The sequence below is a fragment of the Actinoalloteichus hymeniacidonis genome, from assembly GCF_014203365.1.
In the GTDB taxonomy this organism is placed as follows: Bacteria; Actinomycetota; Actinomycetes; order Mycobacteriales; family Pseudonocardiaceae; genus Actinoalloteichus_A; species Actinoalloteichus_A hymeniacidonis.
Map to the genome: position 1 here is coordinate 898,610 of NZ_JACHIS010000001.1, position 17,029 is coordinate 915,638.

The window sequence follows — 17,029 nt, forward strand, 5'->3', positions numbered from 1 at the left end:
AGCGGGTATCGATCAGCGAATGACTCAGCTGACCTCGACGACGGTGCCCAATGGCAGGGTCAGCAGTAGTTCCAGTGCGTCGTCGGGAACTCGAATACATCCGTCGCTGGTCTCCGTGCCGAACGGAGTCTCATCCGGCCAGCCGTGAATGGCGACGGTGGCGGGGCCGTCCGAATATGTCTCGAACGAATCGGAGTGTGCGCCGAGTGGAAGAGTGAAGGGACTGAAGTCGCTGATGGTCTCCTCGATGGAGGCCAATAGGAATGTCCGGCCCACCGGAGTGGGTGCCTCGCTGCTTCCGACACCGACGGTCCAATTGCCGATCTCGGTGTCCGCCTCGAAGACGGCGAGTGCGAAGTTCTCCAGATCGACCTCGATCCGGAAATCGTTGCTCGCCTCGGCGATCTCGCCATCGGCGGCGCTGATCCAGCCGGTGGAGTTGTTCGGCCGAGAGGGCAGCAGGACGTGATACCAGTCCGCGTCCTGCTCGATGACCGGCAGCCAGGTCGGCGACCCGAGCTGGGTGGCGGGCAGTGTGGCGATCGCGGTGCCGCCCTTGGCGTCGTACACCGGTAGTTCGTCCTCGGGGTGGACGACGAGTTCGCCGGTCCGCTCCTCGGGGGCCGGGTCGGTCGGCGCCCCTTCGACCGTGCCGAAGGTGGTGGCCTCCGGGAGCGCGGCGAGTGCGACCGGGTCGATCTCCTGCGGCGTCGGTTGGCTGGTCGCCGCCGACTCCTCGTCGGCGGCCGGTCCACAACCGGCGAGGAAAACCAATGCGCTCAATGCGCAGATCGCGACCAGTCGATTGGGTCGACGATTTCGGGCGCTTTTTTCGCATGCGACAGACAGCATCGTGGTGCCTGGTTCCTTTCTGCATACCCGGCGGGTGCGGCCTGGATTCCGGCGCACTCCGCCCGATCGAGGGTGACCCGGCTCGCCCGTGGGTTTCGGTGCGAGGTGCATTACTTGGTCGGGAAACGGGTCGGTACTCGATGCGATGTCGCTGCCTGAGCACCACGTTTCGGTGGTGGCTTTCGACAACGTTGGGGAGCGAAACATCCGCCGCCGTGGAGATCAACCATGCCCGTCGGCGGGAGCCGAGGCCCTGACCTGGGCTGATTCGTCATCGTCCCAGGTGACGGAAGGAAGGCCTTTTCACTCTTTGGAGCGATTATGCTCAAGTCCGGCTGGCGAATGTCGGTGCTCTTTGGCGGGTTTGCTTCGACGGTCGGTGATTTTGTTACCGGATAATGGCCACTATCGTGGTGATCTCCGTCACTGAGACGTGGCGTTGTGATGCGTGAATCGATCTTGACTGCGGTGTCCATTGTCGACTGAATGATCAACAATCGTGAACCGAGTCGACAATGGCCGGAGGAATCAATCGGATTCGGGAGCCGTCCCGCCCAATCGCACCGTCAGATCCGCTGCGGTCCGCCGTACCTCCGCCGCCGTCTCGGGCCAGATCTGGCCGCAATCCGACTCCCGATCGCAGACGTGTCGGAAGGTCACGCTCACCGAGGCCACCGGCCTGCCGCCGTGGTCGAAGACCGCCGAGGCGACCGAGGCCCAGGACTCGGTGATGTAGCCGTCCTCCACCGCCCAGCCGCGACGCCGTTCCGAGGCCAGCAGCCGCCGAAGACTCGGCAGGTCCCTCGGACCCCGGCCGGTTCGCTGCACGAAACTCGACGAACCGGGGAACAACGCCCGGACCTGCGGTGCGGGCAGATGGGCCAACATCGCTCGTCCAGAGGCCGTCAGCTCGGCGGGCAGGCGCACCCCTACATCGGTGACCAGGGTCTGCGGCCGCGCGGGCTGTTCCTTGGACAGGTAGACGGCCTGCGCGCCGTGCAGCACCCCGAGCTGGGCATTGTGCTCGACGCGTTGCGCGAGCCTGGCCAAGAGCGGGCGCGCGAGCCGTTCCAGGGGATCGTGTCGTAGGTAGGCGGAACCGAGTTCGAATGCCGCCATTCCCAGGCCGTAGCGGCGCTCCTCGGGAAGATGACTGACGTAGCCGGTTCGGACCAGCTCGCCGAGCAGGTGATACGTCGTCGAACGGGGTAGTTCCAGCTCGCGGGAGATCACCGCGGCCGAGGTCGGGGTCGCGCGTCGGGCCAGCAGACCCAGCACCGCCAATCCACGCCGAAGCGCGGGGACGTCACTGCTATCGCCCATCCATGTCCTCGCCCGCCACCGTCCACGTCCACGAGCCGGATCGGTCGCCCGGCATGAGGCGAGTCTGGCATCTCAGACGGACTCCGGCTCTGTCATCTTGGTCATGCGTCGTCCACGCGTTGTGATGGGCAGATGTCGCAACCGATTGCGGTGGGTGTCGAACCGCTCACCCGAGATCAGGTCGTCGCGGTCGCCAGGACCGGCGCGGGCGTCCGCATCACCGAGGAGGCCCGGACGGCGGTCACCACCGCCAGGGCGCACATCGAGGCCCTCGCCGAGGCACCGACGCCGACCTACGGCGTCTCCACCGGCTTCGGCGCGTTGGCCACCCGACACATCCCGCAGGAGAGTCGGGCCGACCTGCAACGATCGTTGGTCCGCTCGCACGCGGCCGGTGCGGGTGAGCCGGTGGAGCCCGAGGTGGTGCGGGCGATGATGGTGCTGCGGCTGAGCACCCTGACCGCCGGACACAGCGGAGTGCGGCCCGAGACCGTGGCCGCGTTGGCCGCGTTGATCGGCTCCGGGTTGACCCCGGTGGTGCACGAACACGGCTCGCTGGGCTGCTCGGGTGATCTCGCTCCGTTGTCGGCCGTCGCGCTGACCCTGATGGGCGAGGGCGAGGTCCTCGACGCCGCAGGCACTCGGATTCCCACCGCCGAGGCGTTCGCCGCCCACGGGTTGCGGCCGATCGTGCTGGCGGAGAAGGAGGGTCTGGCGCTGACCAACGGCACCGACGGCATGCTCGGCATGCTGGTGCTCGCGGCCGCCGACCTGGCGGACCTGCTTGATATCGCCGATCTGACCGCCGCGATGAGCGTCGAGGCGCTGCTGGCCACCGACCGCGTCTTCGCCCCCGAGCTGCAGGCCCTGCGCCCGCACCCCGGCCAGGCGCGTTCCGCCGCCCGGTTGACCGCGTTGCTGGCGGGTTCCGAGATCGTCGCCAGCCATCGCGGTGCGGACTGCAATCGGGTGCAGGACGCCTATTCGCTGCGGTGCGCGCCCCAGGTCCACGGCGCCGCCCGCGACACGCTGACGCACGCCGAACTGGTCGCCGACCGGGAACTCGCCTCGGTCATCGACAACCCGGTGGTGCTCGCCGATGGCCGGGTCGAGTCCAACGGCAACTTCCATGGCGCGCCCGTGGGCTATGTGTTGGACTTCCTGGCCGTGCCCGTCGCCGATGTCGCCAGCATGGCCGAGCGCCGCACCGACCGGCTTCTCGACGTGCACCGCTCGCACGGCCTCCCGCCGTTCCTGGCCGCCGACCCCGGGGTCGACTCCGGTTACATGATCGCGCAGTACACCCAGGCCGCCGTGGTCTCGGAGCTGAAGCGATTGGCCTCACCCGCTTCGGTGGACTCCATTCCGAGTTCGGCGATGCAGGAGGATCATGTGTCCATGGGCTGGTCGGCCGCACGAAAGCTGCGTCGTGGCCTGGACGGGTTGCGCACGGTGCTGGCCGTCGAGCTGCTCACCGCCGCGCGAGCCATCGACCTGCGCGCCCCGCTGCGACCCGCGCCCGCCACCGCCGCCGCCCTCGCGTTGCTCCGCACCCGTGTGCCCGGTCCCGGCCCGGACCGGCATCTCGCCCCCGACATCGCCGAGGCGCGTCACCTCGTGACCTCCGGCGAGCTGCTCGACGTCGTCGCGGCACAGCTGGCCTGACGACTCGCCGCACCAAACGGATCCAGTGACCCCGCTGGATCGATCGTTTCCGTCGATGGGAGTTCTCTTCGTGACCACCGGACCTCGCACCGTTCGCGCCGCCCGAGGCACCACGCTGACCGCCAAGAGCTGGAGCACCGAGGCACCGCTGCGAATGCTGCACAACAACCTCGACCCCGAGGTCGCCGAACGACCCGACGATCTCGTGGTCTACGGCGGCACCGGAAAGGCCGCCAGGAACTGGGCGAGCTTCGACGCCATCACCGCCGAGCTGACCAACCTGGCCGAGGACGAGACGCTGCTCGTCCAGTCCGGCAAGCCGGTCGGCGTGCTGCGCACCCATGAGTGGGCGCCGCGCGTGCTGATCGCGAACTCCAATCTCGTGGGCGATTGGACGAGCTGGCCGGAGTTCCGGAAGCTGGAGCACCTCGGTCTGACCATGTACGGGCAGATGACCGCCGGTTCGTGGATCTACATCGGCACCCAGGGCATCCTGCAGGGCACCTACGAGACCTTCGCCGCCGTTGCGGCCAAGCGATTCGGCGGCAGCCTCGCGGGCACCCTGACTCTCACCGCCGGACTGGGCGGCATGGGCGGCGCCCAGCCGCTGGCGGTCACCATGAACGACGGCGTCGCCCTGGTGGTGGAGGTCGACCCGGAGCGCGCTCGCCGCCGGGTGGAGACCCGCTACCTCGACGAGATCGCCGAGGACATCGACGACGCGGTGGCCAAGGCGTTGGCCGCCAAGCAGGAGCGGCGGGCCCGGTCGATCGGCCTGATCGGCAACGCCGCCGAGGTCTTCCCGGAGCTGCTGCGTCGTGGCGTGGCCATCGACATCGTCACCGACCAGACCTCGGCGCACGACCCGCTCTCGTACCTGCCCAAGGGCGTCGAGCTGGCGGACTGGACGGATTACGCCGAGCGCAAGCCGGACGAGTTCACCGACCGGGCTCGGGAATCGATGGTCGAGCACGTCGCCGCGATGGTGGGCTTCAAGGACGCGGGCGCCGAGGTCTTCGACTACGGCAACTCGATCCGGGGCGAGGCCCAGCTCGGCGGCTACGAGCGGGCCTTCGAGTTCCCCGGTTTCGTACCCGCCTACATCCGGCCGTTGTTCGCGGAGGGACGCGGCCCGTTCCGTTGGGCGGCGTTGTCCGGCGACCCGGCCGACATCCGGCGCACCGACGAGGCCATCCTGGAGCTGTTCCCGGACAACAAGCCGTTGGCCCGATGGATTCGGATGGCGCAGGAGCGGGTGGAGTTCCAGGGCCTGCCCGCCCGGATCTGCTGGCTCGGCTACGGCGAACGCCACCTGGCAGGCCTGCGATTCAACGAGCTCGTGGCCTCCGGTGAGATCAGCGCGCCCCTGGTGTTGGGTCGCGACCACCTGGACTCCGGCTCGGTGGCCTCGCCCTACCGGGAGACCGAGGGCATGGCCGACGGTTCCGACGCGATCGCCGACTGGCCGCTGCTCAATGCGCTGATCAACACGGCTTCGGGCGCCACCTGGGTATCGATCCACCAGGGCGGCGGAGTCGGGATGGGCCGGTCCATCCACGCCGGCCAGGTGACGCTGGCCGACGGCACCGAGTTGGCCGCCCAGAAGATCGAGCGGGTGTTGACCAACGACCCGGGGATGGGCGTGCTGCGGCATGTCGACGCCGGTTACGACCGGGCCGAGGAGGTCGCTGCGGAGCGTGGGTTGCACGTTCCGCTGTCCTCGCGCTGAGCCGCAAGCCGTGGTGGCCGTCGACGTGCTTCGGCAGCCACCACGGCTCGCGGTTTCGGTGAGTGAATGGCGACGCATTGTGATCATGTTTTCGTTGCGTGCCCCAGCGGTGTTGATCTAGGAATGGTTTCAGCGATCGGCAATGCCGGTCTTCTCAGCGCCCGGTGATATTGATCTTTGTTTTTCGACGCGGTGGGGGACCGGCTTTCGTGGCGCCCAAAATTCGTTGACTCTGAATGACCCACGCAATACTGTGAGTGGCGGTCCATTGCGCGGGGGTGGGGAGATGGGCGGCGCAGGCGAGGTGCGGGCGGAAATTCTCGATATTGCGGGAATGTTGCCGATCCAACGATTGATTCGACAACAGGAGAATTCTTCGGCGATCGTCGCTGAATTGGTGGAATCCTGGCGCGGCAGCGAGTATCCCGATGCTCCGCAGGCCGTGGCCGATCTCCGGCATGTCGGTGCTGATCTCACTGCGGCGATCGGCGCGCTCGGCAGGGGCGCCGAGCTGCTCCGCGACTACTCGGCGCGGTTGTGAGCAGCATGACCGGGTTCGACAGAGTGGCAACGAGTCTGCGACATGTCAAGAGCGAGACCGAATCGGCCGCCGCGGAACTAAGCGGTATCGATCGTGAGCTCGGTGAGCTGCTTACTAGGCTGGACGGTGTCGCACGGGGTTCGACCGCCGCCGAGATGGCCGACGTCCCGAAGCTGATCGAACAGGCCCGCGTCGAGATCGATAACGCGAGAACGCGATATCGGAATACCGCAGGCCGAATTCATGCTTATCTCGCCGAGCATGGGCACAGCCCGACGTCGGGCACGACGGCGTTGGTGGGTGCCCGCGAACCGACGCCTCGATCGGCCGAGTCGGCGCGACACAACGAGACGATTCCGCTGCCGAACATCACCCCGCCACATCAACCGGCGGGCACGGTGACCGACGATCCAGCCACCTGGCCGGGGCGGATCCGAGAGCCGACCGGCGACGAGGCCTTCAGCCCGGAGGAACAATCCGTCGCCGAGCGTCTGGCCCGCCTCGATGAGGTGGAGATCGTCATTCAACCGCCGGGCTCGCATCGGACTCCGGACGCGGTGATCGATGGCGTCGGTGTCGAGTTCAAGACACTCACCGATCCCAACCCGGACGCCGAGCGGGTGAAGAACACCTTGAACCGTTCGGTGCGCAAGGGCGGTCAGGGCACGGAGATCATCATCGATGGCCGCCGGACGACCCTGACCGAGGCGGACGCAATCCGAGGTACCTTCCGGTTCCTCCGGGCGCCGGGAAATGCGCGAAAACTGGCAAGAATCCGGATCTGGGGTGCAGATTTCGACTTCGAATGGAAGCGGGGAAGTTAGATGGGCGACACCTATGAGATCTACTTCGGTTCGGCCGGTTCGGGGAACCCGAAAGAGCGGTTCGCCGAGCTGGTGTCGGCGGCCATCGATGCACCGTTGCAACCTGACGACGACCCCTACCGAAACTATTGGGCGGAGCGCGACGGCGTGTACTTCGATCTCTATTCCGAGCATGGAATGGACAACGACGCCGGAATACCGTTCGAGCAGATGCCCTATTCGGTGACGTTGCGCAGTGACATCGCTCGCGAGGAGCAGCTCAGGATTGCCGAGGCCGTCTTCGAACGGCTGCGGGAGGCGGGGCTGCGGCCGATCTACCTGGTCTGGGGGATCGAGCGAACCATCCGGCATGCCGACTGACCCCGGCGGGATACCGCGTCCACCTACGATCGGCTGGTTGCCGACGGCTGATCGAAGCGCCCCGATCCGCCGACCGAACACTGCCGGCGCCGGTTGAGATCGACGGCATCGTGAGCGATCTGGTGCGTGCACAGCGAACATGGCGCCCTGTCGTTGCGGCTCTTCACGGCGCGATCCGGGCCCGCGCCCCGAGTCCGACATGGTCCTGCGAACCGACCTGCCGCCCCCGCCAGCGGGTCGCCGCCCGGGTCGCAGAATCTTTTCCGGCCGATCTTCGTCATAACGGGCGAAGACGTTCGTCTCTTCAGTGGAACCTGCAGGATCTACGGCCTCCGCCGGGCGCCGTGGAGACCTGTTCGCCGCGAGACGAACGGAGAACCCGCCGATGACCCAGCACGACCACGCGTTCCTCGCCGGCAGGAGAAGCTCCACCTCGTTCGACCACTCCGCCACCACACCGCGTGCCGTGCCCGCTGCTCCCGGCGGCGCCCGAGGGGATCGCCCGCGTGCCGCCGCCGGTCTCCTGTCGGCCTCGCCGCGCCCGACCCCGCCGAGGCCGGCGCCACCGCGTCCGACGCCACCCCGTCCCTCGGCGCCGTGGCCCGGAGCGGCCCGGTCCGACCGCGAGCCCACCGCACCGCGCACCGTGGACGAGGCACTCGACGTCCTCGCGCGCAGCAGATTCACCACCTCCCGCGCGCCCGGCGACGCCCAGGTGCCCTTCACTCTGCTCTACACCTACGGCTGGCCCTGTCACGTGGATGCCGTGCACCTGCGGGCCGAGGACGATGCCACCGCGATGCGGCTGCGCTCGGGCGGCGCGAGTTCGCCGCTCTTCGACGAGGGCGATCTCGTGTGGCGGTGTGAGGGCACCTTCCTCACCGTGGTCGGCGAGCTGCTGCGGCTGCCGATGCCGGGTCATCGTGGCGCTCCGGAGCGCACCGTGCGGGTTCCCAGCGGCCTCTGGATCCCGGGGCAGGCCGCGTCTCCTGTTGCGGAGGCAGCGCCCGTCGCCGATCACCGCTTCGCCTGCGCGCTCTAGGACGGGGCCCGCCAGCCACCCGAATGCGGGCCGGACCTGCCCCCGGTCCGGCCCGCCCCCGGGTTGTCATCCGCCAGCCGCGAGGTGTGTTCCTTGTCGTGTATCGGCCGCTCACCGCGAGTCATGTGGTGTCGTAACGGGGAAGTACGCCGTTGTCACCCACGCCGACCAGGAGGCCGCCCACCATGTCCGGCTCGCAGCACGCCACGCCGCCGACCCCGGCCACCGCCACCGGTCTGCTGGCGGCCATCGCCGATGTCGGTGCCGACCGGCGCCGAGGCGGCTTCTCCCGACACGGTTACGACACCGCCGAACTCGACCTGCGGGCCTGGTTCGTCGAGCAGGCCACCCGCCGCGACCTCGACGTGCGGACCGACCGCAACGGCAACATCTGGGCCTGGTGGGGTAAGCCAGGGCCGGACGCGGTGATCACCGGCAGCCACCTGGACTCGGTGCCCGGCGGCGGTGCCTTCGACGGGCCGTTGGGGGTGGTCAGCTCGCTGGCCGCCGTCGACGAACTTCGTGCGAAGGGTTTCACCCCGACCAAGCCCTTGGCGATCGTGGTGTTCGCCGAGGAGGAGGGCGGCCGGTTCGGCATCGCCTGCCTGGGCTCACGATTGATGGCGGGCACCATCGACCCGGCGAAGGCCGCCGCCCTGCGTGATCCCGATGGTGTGAGCCTCGGCGAGGCGATGACCGCCGCCGGACTCGACCCGAGCCGACTCGGCCGGGATGACGAGGCCCTGGCGCAGATCGGCTGCTTCGTCGAACTCCACGTGGAACAGGGCCGAGGACTGATCGATCAGGCCGCGCCCGTCGGGGTGGCCTCCTCGATCCTGGCGCACGGCCGCTGGCGCTTCACCTTCACCGGCGAGGGCAACCACGCCGGAGCGACTCCGATCGCCGACCGTCGTGACCCGATGCTGCCCGCGGCCGGGTTGGTGTTGGCGGCCCGTCGGATCGCCGCCGAGGTCGAGGGCGCCCGAGCCACCGTCGGCAGGTTGGTGCCGACGCCCGGCGGCACCAATGTGATCGCGTCCTCGGTGGATCTGTGGCTGGATGCGCGTGCCGAGGACGACGCGCGCACGAAGTCCGTCGTAGAACGCATTCGCGAGGCGGCAGGCGAGGTCGCCGAGGCCGAGGGCTGCGCGGTGCGGATCACCGAGGAGTCCTATGGCGACACGGTCGTCTTCGACAGCGCCCTGCGGGACGATCTCGCGGCCGCGCTGGGCGGTGTCCCCGCCCTACCCACCGGGGCCGGGCACGACGCCGGAGTCCTGGCGTCGCAGGTGCCCACCGCTATGCTCTTCGTGCGCAACCCGACGGGGGTGAGTCATGCCCCCGCCGAACATGCTGAACCCGAGGACTGCGAGGACGGCGTGCAGGCACTGACCACTGTCCTGGAGAAGCTCGCGTGATGCGTTATTGGGCGCCTTACGCACTGGTCGGCGGCGAATCCCCGCGCGTGGAGTGGGGAGTCCTGCTGGAGGTCGCCGACGGCCGATTCCACACGGTCCGCCCCGGGGTCGCGGCCCCGCCGGACGCGGTCCGACTCAGCGGTCTGGCGATCCCCGGACTGGCCAACGCCCATTCACACGCCTTCCATCGTGCGTTGCGCGGACGGACCCACGTGGGCGGCGGAACGTTCTGGACCTGGCGCAAACAGATGTACGCGCTGGCGGAACGGCTCAACCCGGACAGTTACTACCGGTTGGCGCGCGCCGTCTACGGCGAGATGGTGCTCGCGGGCATCACCAGCGTCGGCGAGTTCCACTACCTGCACCACGAGATCGGCGGCATCCGCTACGACGACCCCAACGAGATGGGGCTGGCATTGGTCGCCGCCGCCAGGGACGCGGGACTGCGGATCACCCTGCTCGACACCTGCTATCTGGCCGGTGGTTTCGGGAAACCGCTGGAGGGCGTGCAGCTGCGCTTCGGCGATGTCGACGCCGACGGCTGGGCGGTGCGGGCCGAGGCACTGCTGGCTCAGCTGACCGATCGGCCCGGCGTCGACCCGTATCGGGTGCGGGTCGGTGCGGCCGTGCATTCGGTGCGGGGCGTGCCCGCCGAGGCCCTGGGCGTGGTGGCGGGTTGGTCGCAGCGCTTCCGCGCCCCGTTACACGTCCACCTGTCCGAGCAGCGGGCCGAGAACGAGGCCTGCCAGGCCGCACACGGCGTGACCCCAACCCAGTTGCTGGCCGATCACGGCGTGCTCGGCGAGCTGACGACCGCCGTCCACGCCACGCACCTCAACGTTCCCGATATCGGCCTGCTGGGCGCGAGCCACACCGGGGTCTGTCTGTGCCCCACGACCGAGCAGGACTTGGCCGACGGCATCGGCTTGGGCCGCAATCTGCTCGACGCCGGTTCGCCGCTGTCCCTGGGCACCGACGGCCACTCGATGATCGACATCTTCGCCGAGGCCAAGGCGATGGAGATGCACGAGCGGCTGCGCACCGAGACCCGAGGACATTTCAGCGCCGAGGAACTGTGGACGGCCGCCACCTCGACCGGACACGCCTCTCTCGGCTGGGGTTCCACCGGCGTGATCGAGTCGGGCGCGCGCGCCGACCTGGTGACCCTGGACCTCGACGGCGTCCATCTGGCCGGTATCGAACCGACGGCGGCGATCTTCGCGGCGACGGCGGCCGATGTCCGAGACGTGATCATCGAGGGAACGTCGGTCGTGCAGAACCGCGTTCATGGCACCTTGGGCGATCCGGGCGCGCTGCTGCGCGACGCCATCGAGGAGTTGCGCCGATGACCAGCACCCTGATCACCGGTATCGGTGAGTTGACCACCAATGACGAGGAACTCGGCAGGCCTGCCGATGCGGCGCTGGTGCTCGACGGCGACCGCATTGCCTGGATCGGCGCGGCCTCGGCCGCTCCCGCCGCAGACGAGATCCTCGATGTCGAGGGCCGAGCGGTGCTGCCCGGCTGGGTGGACAGCCACACCCACCTGGTCTTCGCGGGCGATCGCACGGCGGAGTTCGAGGCCAGGATGGCGGGCGCGGCGTACGCGGCGGGCGGTATCGCCGTCACGGTCGAGGCGACCCGAGGCGCCACCGACGCGGAACTCGCCGCCGGACTACGCAAACACGTCGATGAGGCCGCCGCGCAGGGCACCACCTGCGTGGAGACCAAGACCGGCTACGGATTGACCGTGGCCGACGAGGTCCGGGCCGCCCGAATCGCAGCCGAGGTGGCCGACGAGGTCACCTTCCTCGGCGCGCACTTGGTGCCGCCGGGCGCCGATGCCGAGGATTATCTCGACGAGGTCTGCGGCCCGATGCTCGACGCGGTGGCGCCGTATGCCCGCTGGGCCGACGTGTTCTGCGAGACCGGGGCCTTCGACGAGACGCAGTCCCGCCGGGTGCTGACGGCGGCCGCCGCGAAGGGACTCGGCCTACGGGTGCACGGCAACCAACTCGGCCAGGGCCCGGGCGTGCGGCTCGCGGTGGAGTTGGGCGCGGCCAGCGTCGACCACTGCACTCATCTGTCCGACGCCGACATCGAGGCGCTGGCGGGTTCGGCGACGGTGGCGACCCTGCTGCCCGCCTGCGATCTGTCCACTCGGCAGCCGCTGCCGCCCGGCCGCCGACTGCTCGACGCGGGCGCCACGGTGGCCCTGGCCTCGAACTGCAACCCAGGCTCGTCGTATACCTCCTCGATGGCGTTCTGCGTGACCACGGCGGTGTTGCAGATGGGTCTGAGCGTTGAGGAGGCCGTGCGGGCGGCCACCTGGGGCGGCGCCCGAGCGTTGCGTCGGGAGACCGGCGACGGCGCGGTGGGTGTGCTGCGACCGGGCGCACGGGCCGACGTCCATGTGCTGGATGCGCCCTCGGCGACGCATTTGGCTTACCGGCCGGGGGTTCCGCTGACGCATGCGGTGTGGCGGAAGGGTTCGCGGGTGCGGTGACGGGCTGCGGACCCACTATTCGAGCTTGGCGAATCGCTCCGGTGGCGAGGCGTCGAACTTAGGCGAAGCGGTCCAGCGCCGTTCTGCGCATCAAGGATTTACCGTGACGGTCTGGTGCTGAGCTGAAGGGCAGCGAAGTCACCTGTCGCTCCTGTGGCGTGGATCACGTGGTAATTTCATGGGGTGGCGGCAGGTAAACCTGCAGGTCAACAAGTATCGGCCCCGCGCATGCGGGGATGGCTCCCCTGGAGGACTTCGCCGGGGCTACTACGGAGGATCGGCCCCGCGCATGCGGGGATGGCTCGCAGACGTGCACGATCCACTACCGACGCTGTCCATCGGCCCCGCGCATGCGGGGATGGCTCTGCGACGTGCGAAGCGATCTGCAAACCGAGGACATCGGCCCCGCGCATGCGGGGATGGCTCGCTGCGTCTCGCGGCCTGACCGACCACACACACATCGGCCCCGCGTATGCGGGGATGGCTCCGAACACGGGCAACGCTTTATCAACGCCGAAGCATCGGCCCCGCGCATGCGGGGATGGCTCGCGCACGTCGACAACTACACGGAAGCGCTTACCATCGGCCCCGCGCATGCGGGGAAGGCTCCCCACCGTTGTGGGATCAGAGCTGTGTCGGTGGATCGGCCCCGCGCATGCGGGGATGGCACTGGAAAAGGTGGACCAGAAAAACGACGATGTCATCGCGAGCCCGTGCGGTGAGGCCAAGATTCGCGCCACGTCGGAGCGGAGTGAGCAGCCATTGAATCGGACGTCATAAGAATCGGCCTCGGTCCGAACGCCGCCAGCCCGACAGCAACCGCGCCATCGCCTGGAAGGGGATGGCCTGCCCCTTGGCTTGATCGACGGTACCGACCAGGTGTAGGTCGAGTTCCGGACAGTGGAAGAGCCAGGTCCCGGTCGCTCCCGAGTGCCCGACGAGTGTGAGAGGTCGGCGCGTCGGCGACACGAGGCGGCTGACCTGGAAGAACATGGTGCCCATTCCGTACCGGAGGATGGGGATGTTGCGGAGCCGGTTGCGTCGCTCGGTGAGCACCTCCGACGTGCGGGCGTCCTGGAAGAGCGCACCGCCGAGTAGCGCTCGCTGAAAGGTGAGTAGATCGGCGGTGGTGCTGAACAGGTCGTTGGAGGACTCGATCAGCGAGGTCAGCGTCAGGCGGCGCTGTTTCGCATAGAGCGGTGTGGGTGCGGCGGTCGCCGGATCCGCCGGGTGATGCCGGGGATGCCAGGTGTGCCGCAGGCCCAGCGGGTCGAGGATTCGTTCGGTCAGCAGGTCGGCGAAGGACCGATCGGTCACCGTCTCCAGAATGCGGATCAGCAACTGGAAGCCGGTGTCGGAGTAGCGAGCCTTCTGTCGAGGTGCGGTGAGGTCCTGCGGCTCGAAGTAGGGGCGTTGCTGCTCGCGAGTCACGCGCATCGTGTCCTCGAAGGTCCACGCCGAATCCCGACCGGCGGCGAGGGACTCGTACCGGCTCGGCCCGTCCCGGCGTTTCTCGAAGTGGTCGGGCAGCCCCGAGGTGTGAGTCGCCAGGTGGCGCACCGTGATCTCGGACGTTCGGTCGATCCCGCGCAGGACATGGATTCCGGTGATCACGTCCGTGGACAGGTAGTCGTTGATCGGCGCGGCCAGGTCGAGTTCGCCGCGCTCGTAGGCTTGCAACACCAGCGTGATGACGAACCGTTTGGTGATGCTCGCGATGAAGAACGGGGTCTCGGGTCGAAGGCGCTGATCGTCGGAACGACTGGCGGCGGCGGACCAGCGTTGCTCACCGTCACCGCTGGTGATGGCGATATTGGCGTGGTGCACGCCGCGTTGCGCGACGAGGCCTTGCAGCACCCTCGCCAATCGGGCGTCGACGTCGTCGGGAACGTTGTTGCCGCCGGCACGGTTCACGGCGGTCGGTGCTGTCACGTGGCTGTCCGCTTCCTCGAAAGGGCCGTCGCTGTGCGTTCCAAGGACAGCGACGCGCCGACCTACGTACCTCATAGACATGACTACTAGACATGTCTATGAGAGTCAAAGGTCTAAGCTCGTCCGATGGCCCATGTGATCCTCGGTCTGCTTCTGATCGCGCCGCAGAGCTACTACGACCTCATCAAGGGGTTCGAGTCCGGCGTCGCGCTCTTCTACAGCGCCAGTTCCGGCAGCATCAAACGCGCGCTGGACGCCCTGCTCGCGCAGGAACGCATCGAGGTCGCGAGCGTCGAAGCAGGCGGCCGAGGTCGGAAGGTGTACCGGGTGACCGACGCAGGCAGTGCGGAGTTCCGCGCCTGGATGACAGCGGACCTGGCGAAAGCCGATCTGGAGACGGCAGCACTGTCCAGACTCTATTTCCTCGGCCTGCTGGAACCCGCCGACCGTCTGCCGGTGCTCCGACGCATCACCGCGCGTATCGAGACCGACCTCGCCGTGCTCTCGGACCTCGACAAGCAACTCGATGCGCTGGACCTGCCTGCCGAGCGCCGCGACCTCGTCACCCACCAGCGTGCGACGCTCGACTACGGCATCGCCTCACACCGCTTCATGCTCGATTGGTTCCGCGATCACATCGACCGGCAGGAACCGCCGATCCGCTGACCGCAGCACTTCGAGGTCGACCCTGACGTCGATCTCGACGAAGATGAAATTCCCCACATATTGATAGGGAGAGTCGAGATGGACGTGCTGGTTTATCAATCGCCGGACGAGCGTTTAGCAGTCCGCCATGTACGTATCCGTGGACGCAACGAGGAAATCGGGGAATCACTTGCCTGTATTGCTCGGTCCCGGCATCGGGTAGCGGCACAAGACCTGCTGTTACCCGACGGCGTGGCTGAAGGCCGTCGAGAGTGGGCTGTTCGGCACTACCCGGAGCTGGTGGCACGCGGCATCGGGATCGCGCGCGGATTCGGGTTGGACCCGGCAGACCCGACGGTGGATGCGCTCGGCATCGGATACAACATCCAATTGCCTATGCCGCCTCAGATGGTGGGTTGCTCGGTGCTCACCGCGCCGACCGTGGATGCCGGCATGGTGGTGCAGCGAAACTTCGACTTCGGCTTCCTCTCGTTGCCGGACGCAGTCTTCGGACCCGGTTCTCATCCCGAGGCGCCCGCAATGCTGAGCGAGCCGTATCTGATGGAGATCCATCCCACCGATGGAGGGATGCGGACGCTGTTCATGTGCGCCTTCGACCTCTGCAACGGAGTGATCGATGGCATGAACGAGGCCGGTCTCGTTGTATCGCTGATGCAGCTCATCGATCGTAGTGCCGCGACTTTCAGCCCGCCGGAGACCGCACCGGGGTTGAACGAATTGGAGGTGCTCCGGTTCATTCTGGACCGCTGCCGCACCGTCGAGGACGCCCAACGTGTCTTCAACGAGCAGAAGATATATCAGTCCTGGATGCCCTGTCATTACATCATCGCCGATGCCAATGGCATCGTGATGATGGCTGAGCCCGGAGACGACAACACGATGCGCACCGTGGTGAAGCGCGACGGATCGATGCGATCCACCAACCACAGCCTGCTCCGACCGGTCCCGGAATCATGGGAGAACGACCCAGAAATGCGGGGGTCCATCGAACGCCTACAGCGAATGGACGCTCACGTCATAGGTGAGCCTGGACAGCCATTCACCACCGTCCGCCTCGCACACATCGCCGACCAGGTCGCCGTCAACACCCGATGGCCAGAATCCGGTACGGTACTCGGCGGAACTCTTTGGTCGGCTTCGTATCGACCACGAGATCGTGCGCTCGCGATCCGATTCTGGTCGGGACCCGAGACCGGCGGAAGCGGACCAAACCTGTCACCCGAGATGCAATTCCAGCTTGACCCGACTGCATGACCTCGCCTAGGGCGAATCTCCCAGACGGATCCGCTGCCATCCCGGGCCGTCAGAAAATACAGGTACCCTTTTCGATGATTCCGTCGGCTTGGTAGTCGACGCTGGCAACGAGCGGTGACTCGGCTTTGATCCGCGCTGCCAGTACCTTTCCTCGCTCTATCCAATCTTGTTCGATTTTCTCGCTGGAGAACCCCGAATTCCGGTGGTCGTGGGGTTTGTAGGTGGCTTGGTATTCGTCGTCCCAGGCGGTGAGATCAGCGGTGAGTTCGTCGGATAGGTGAAGGTCTTCCTGGGTTTCTTCGATGGAGTGGGTGTACCAGCGCTCCCGCTCCGGGTAATAATAAAAAGGGGTCCTCTCGCCATCCGGCTAGCAGGGATACCGCAATAGAACGAGACATGTCAACTCCTGCGCAGTCTGGGGCGTAGCTTTTTTTCAACGGGTAGCGCCATCGAAGATCTCCGTCCCCGCGTCGATCAACGCTTCGGCTCGTAAGGCCGCCGACCGGGCCGCCCTGGCCGACTCGTGGGCACGCCGCAGCTGCTCCGCGATATCGGTCACGGAAACCATGCGACTCCTCACTCTGAGTGCTCAGGTCAGGATGTCGCACGGCCGCAACCGGATCGAGGCGAATTACGACGAATGCCAACGGCGTCGGCAACAGGGCCGACACCGGGCGCAGGTTTCAGTCCTCGTCGTCGGAGTCGTCGCGGGCCAGGAAGGTGGCAAGGCGCTCGACGGCGTCCTCGAACTCCGGATTGTTGTCCACGAAGGCGCGCATCCGATCGGCGAGCCAGGACAGGGTGACCGACTCGTCACCACGACGTTCCTCTAGCTCTTCGAGACCTCGGTCGGTGAAGTACATCGCTGCCTCCGGCAACGGCTGGGCGGACAAAAGAAAACCGGGCCGCGCCGGAGT

17 protein-coding genes and 1 CRISPR repeat array are annotated in these 17,029 nt (G+C 67.5%); of the genes, 11 read left to right on the forward strand and 6 right to left on the reverse strand.

The window, feature by feature from the left end; translation table 11 throughout:
- Window positions 1-24: 24 nt before the first annotated feature.
- Both BKA25_RS04145 and BKA25_RS04150 read right to left on the reverse strand, forming a co-directional pair.
- A complete protein-coding gene (locus tag BKA25_RS04145) occupies window positions 25-783 on the reverse strand; it encodes a protein-sorting L,D-transpeptidase LdtCP (RefSeq protein WP_236750378.1) in 759 nt (252 codons plus the stop codon).
- A 597-nt stretch (window positions 784-1,380) separates the two neighbouring features.
- Window positions 1,381-2,175 carry an IclR family transcriptional regulator gene (locus BKA25_RS04150; protein ID WP_069851964.1) on the reverse strand — a complete coding sequence of 265 codons (795 nt, stop codon included), beginning with the start codon at window positions 2,173-2,175 and terminating at the stop codon, window positions 1,381-1,383.
- 132 nt (window positions 2,176-2,307) lie between these two features.
- Here BKA25_RS04150 and hutH point away from each other — a divergent pair, with 132 nt between their 5' ends.
- The 9 genes from hutH (at window position 2,308) to hutI (ending at window position 12,260) form a co-directional block, all read left to right on the forward strand.
- Complete coding sequence (hutH, locus tag BKA25_RS04155; RefSeq protein ID WP_069851962.1) at window positions 2,308-3,840, forward strand: histidine ammonia-lyase; 1,533 nt, start codon at window positions 2,308-2,310, stop codon at window positions 3,838-3,840.
- Between the two features lie 70 nt (window positions 3,841-3,910).
- Window positions 3,911-5,569 carry a urocanate hydratase gene (gene hutU / locus BKA25_RS04160; protein WP_236750376.1) on the forward strand — a complete coding sequence of 553 codons (1,659 nt, stop codon included), beginning with the start codon at window positions 3,911-3,913 and terminating at the stop codon, window positions 5,567-5,569.
- Between the two features lie 286 nt (window positions 5,570-5,855).
- Entirely contained in the window at window positions 5,856-6,110 is a 255-nt protein-coding gene (locus BKA25_RS04165) for a hypothetical protein (RefSeq protein ID WP_157421262.1), read from the forward strand.
- A gap of 5 nt (window positions 6,111-6,115) precedes the next feature.
- Window positions 6,116-6,934, forward strand: coding sequence for a CdiA C-terminal domain-containing protein (locus BKA25_RS04170; RefSeq protein ID WP_157421261.1), 819 nt, complete (start codon window positions 6,116-6,118; stop codon window positions 6,932-6,934).
- Entirely contained in the window at window positions 6,935-7,294 is a 360-nt protein-coding gene (locus BKA25_RS04175; protein ID WP_069851954.1) for a hypothetical protein, read from the forward strand. It begins immediately after the preceding gene.
- A gap of 385 nt (window positions 7,295-7,679) precedes the next feature.
- Entirely contained in the window at window positions 7,680-8,336 is a 657-nt protein-coding gene (locus BKA25_RS04180) for a hypothetical protein (protein ID WP_157421260.1), read from the forward strand.
- A gap of 185 nt (window positions 8,337-8,521) precedes the next feature.
- Window positions 8,522-9,754, forward strand: coding sequence for an allantoate amidohydrolase (locus BKA25_RS04185; protein ID WP_069851950.1), 1,233 nt, complete (start codon window positions 8,522-8,524; stop codon window positions 9,752-9,754).
- A complete protein-coding gene (locus BKA25_RS04190; protein WP_069851948.1) occupies window positions 9,754-11,103 on the forward strand; it encodes a formimidoylglutamate deiminase in 1,350 nt (449 codons plus the stop codon). The genes BKA25_RS04185 and BKA25_RS04190 overlap by 1 nt, the downstream gene beginning before the upstream one ends.
- On the forward strand, window positions 11,100-12,260 hold the full coding sequence (gene hutI / locus BKA25_RS04195; protein ID WP_069851946.1) for an imidazolonepropionase: 1,161 nt from the start codon (window positions 11,100-11,102) through the stop codon (window positions 12,258-12,260). The genes BKA25_RS04190 and hutI overlap by 4 nt, the downstream gene beginning before the upstream one ends.
- 215 nt (window positions 12,261-12,475) lie before the next feature.
- A CRISPR array of direct repeats spans window positions 12,476-12,930; the repeat unit is 28 nt; unit sequence ATCGGCCCCGCGCATGCGGGGATGGCTC.
- A gap of 104 nt (window positions 12,931-13,034) precedes the next feature.
- Here the strand turns inward: hutI and BKA25_RS04200 are convergent.
- Window positions 13,035-14,192, reverse strand: a complete 1,158-nt coding sequence (locus BKA25_RS04200; protein ID WP_069851944.1) for a serine hydrolase domain-containing protein — start codon at window positions 14,190-14,192, stop codon at window positions 13,035-13,037.
- 126 nt (window positions 14,193-14,318) lie between these two features.
- Here BKA25_RS04200 and BKA25_RS04205 point away from each other — a divergent pair, with 126 nt between their 5' ends.
- Window positions 14,319-14,858 (forward strand): PadR family transcriptional regulator, encoded by a 540-nt coding sequence (locus tag BKA25_RS04205; RefSeq protein WP_069851942.1) that lies wholly within the window; start codon window positions 14,319-14,321, stop codon window positions 14,856-14,858.
- 78 nt (window positions 14,859-14,936) lie between these two features.
- Window positions 14,937-16,112, forward strand: a complete 1,176-nt coding sequence (locus BKA25_RS04210; protein ID WP_084643370.1) for a C45 family autoproteolytic acyltransferase/hydrolase — start codon at window positions 14,937-14,939, stop codon at window positions 16,110-16,112.
- Window positions 16,113-16,161: 49 nt separating this feature from the next.
- On the opposite strand, the gene BKA25_RS28765 is transcribed toward BKA25_RS04210, so the two are convergent.
- From BKA25_RS28765 to BKA25_RS04215, 3 genes are all read right to left on the reverse strand, one after another.
- On the reverse strand, window positions 16,162-16,416 hold the full coding sequence (locus BKA25_RS28765; protein WP_512699154.1) for an immunity protein CdiI family protein: 255 nt from the start codon (window positions 16,414-16,416) through the stop codon (window positions 16,162-16,164).
- A 129-nt stretch (window positions 16,417-16,545) separates the two neighbouring features.
- Window positions 16,546-16,680: a hypothetical protein gene (locus tag BKA25_RS27535; protein WP_257786071.1), complete on the reverse strand. Its 135-nt coding sequence runs from the start codon at window positions 16,678-16,680 to the stop codon at window positions 16,546-16,548.
- 115 nt (window positions 16,681-16,795) lie between these two features.
- Window positions 16,796-16,975 carry a DUF6104 family protein gene (locus BKA25_RS04215; protein WP_069851938.1) on the reverse strand — a complete coding sequence of 60 codons (180 nt, stop codon included), beginning with the start codon at window positions 16,973-16,975 and terminating at the stop codon, window positions 16,796-16,798.
- Window positions 16,976-17,029: the final 54 nt, after the last annotated feature.

Bases quoted from the DNA above. Each gene is read 5' to 3' on its own strand.
- BKA25_RS27535 (WP_257786071.1), bottom strand. From the start codon at position 16,680: ATGGTTTCCGTGACCGATATCGCGGAGCAGCTGCGGCGTGCCCACGAG.
- BKA25_RS04175 (WP_069851954.1), top strand. From the start codon at position 6,935: ATGGGCGACACCTATGAGATCTACTTCGGTTCGGCCGGTTCGGGGAAC.
- BKA25_RS04185 (WP_069851950.1), top strand. From the start codon at position 8,522: ATGTCCGGCTCGCAGCACGCCACGCCGCCGACCCCGGCCACCGCCACC.
- BKA25_RS04190 (WP_069851948.1), top strand. From the start codon at position 9,754: ATGCGTTATTGGGCGCCTTACGCACTGGTCGGCGGCGAATCCCCGCGC.
- BKA25_RS04180 (WP_157421260.1), top strand. From the start codon at position 7,680: ATGACCCAGCACGACCACGCGTTCCTCGCCGGCAGGAGAAGCTCCACC.
- hutI (WP_069851946.1), top strand. From the start codon at position 11,100: ATGACCAGCACCCTGATCACCGGTATCGGTGAGTTGACCACCAATGAC.
- BKA25_RS04150 (WP_069851964.1), bottom strand. From the start codon at position 2,175: ATGGGCGATAGCAGTGACGTCCCCGCGCTTCGGCGTGGATTGGCGGTG.
- BKA25_RS04170 (WP_157421261.1), top strand. From the start codon at position 6,116: ATGACCGGGTTCGACAGAGTGGCAACGAGTCTGCGACATGTCAAGAGC.
- BKA25_RS04205 (WP_069851942.1), top strand. From the start codon at position 14,319: ATGGCCCATGTGATCCTCGGTCTGCTTCTGATCGCGCCGCAGAGCTAC.
- hutH (WP_069851962.1), top strand. From the start codon at position 2,308: ATGTCGCAACCGATTGCGGTGGGTGTCGAACCGCTCACCCGAGATCAG.
- BKA25_RS04210 (WP_084643370.1), top strand. From the start codon at position 14,937: ATGGACGTGCTGGTTTATCAATCGCCGGACGAGCGTTTAGCAGTCCGC.
- BKA25_RS04215 (WP_069851938.1), bottom strand. From the start codon at position 16,975: ATGTACTTCACCGACCGAGGTCTCGAAGAGCTAGAGGAACGTCGTGGT.
- BKA25_RS04165 (WP_157421262.1), top strand. From the start codon at position 5,856: ATGGGCGGCGCAGGCGAGGTGCGGGCGGAAATTCTCGATATTGCGGGA.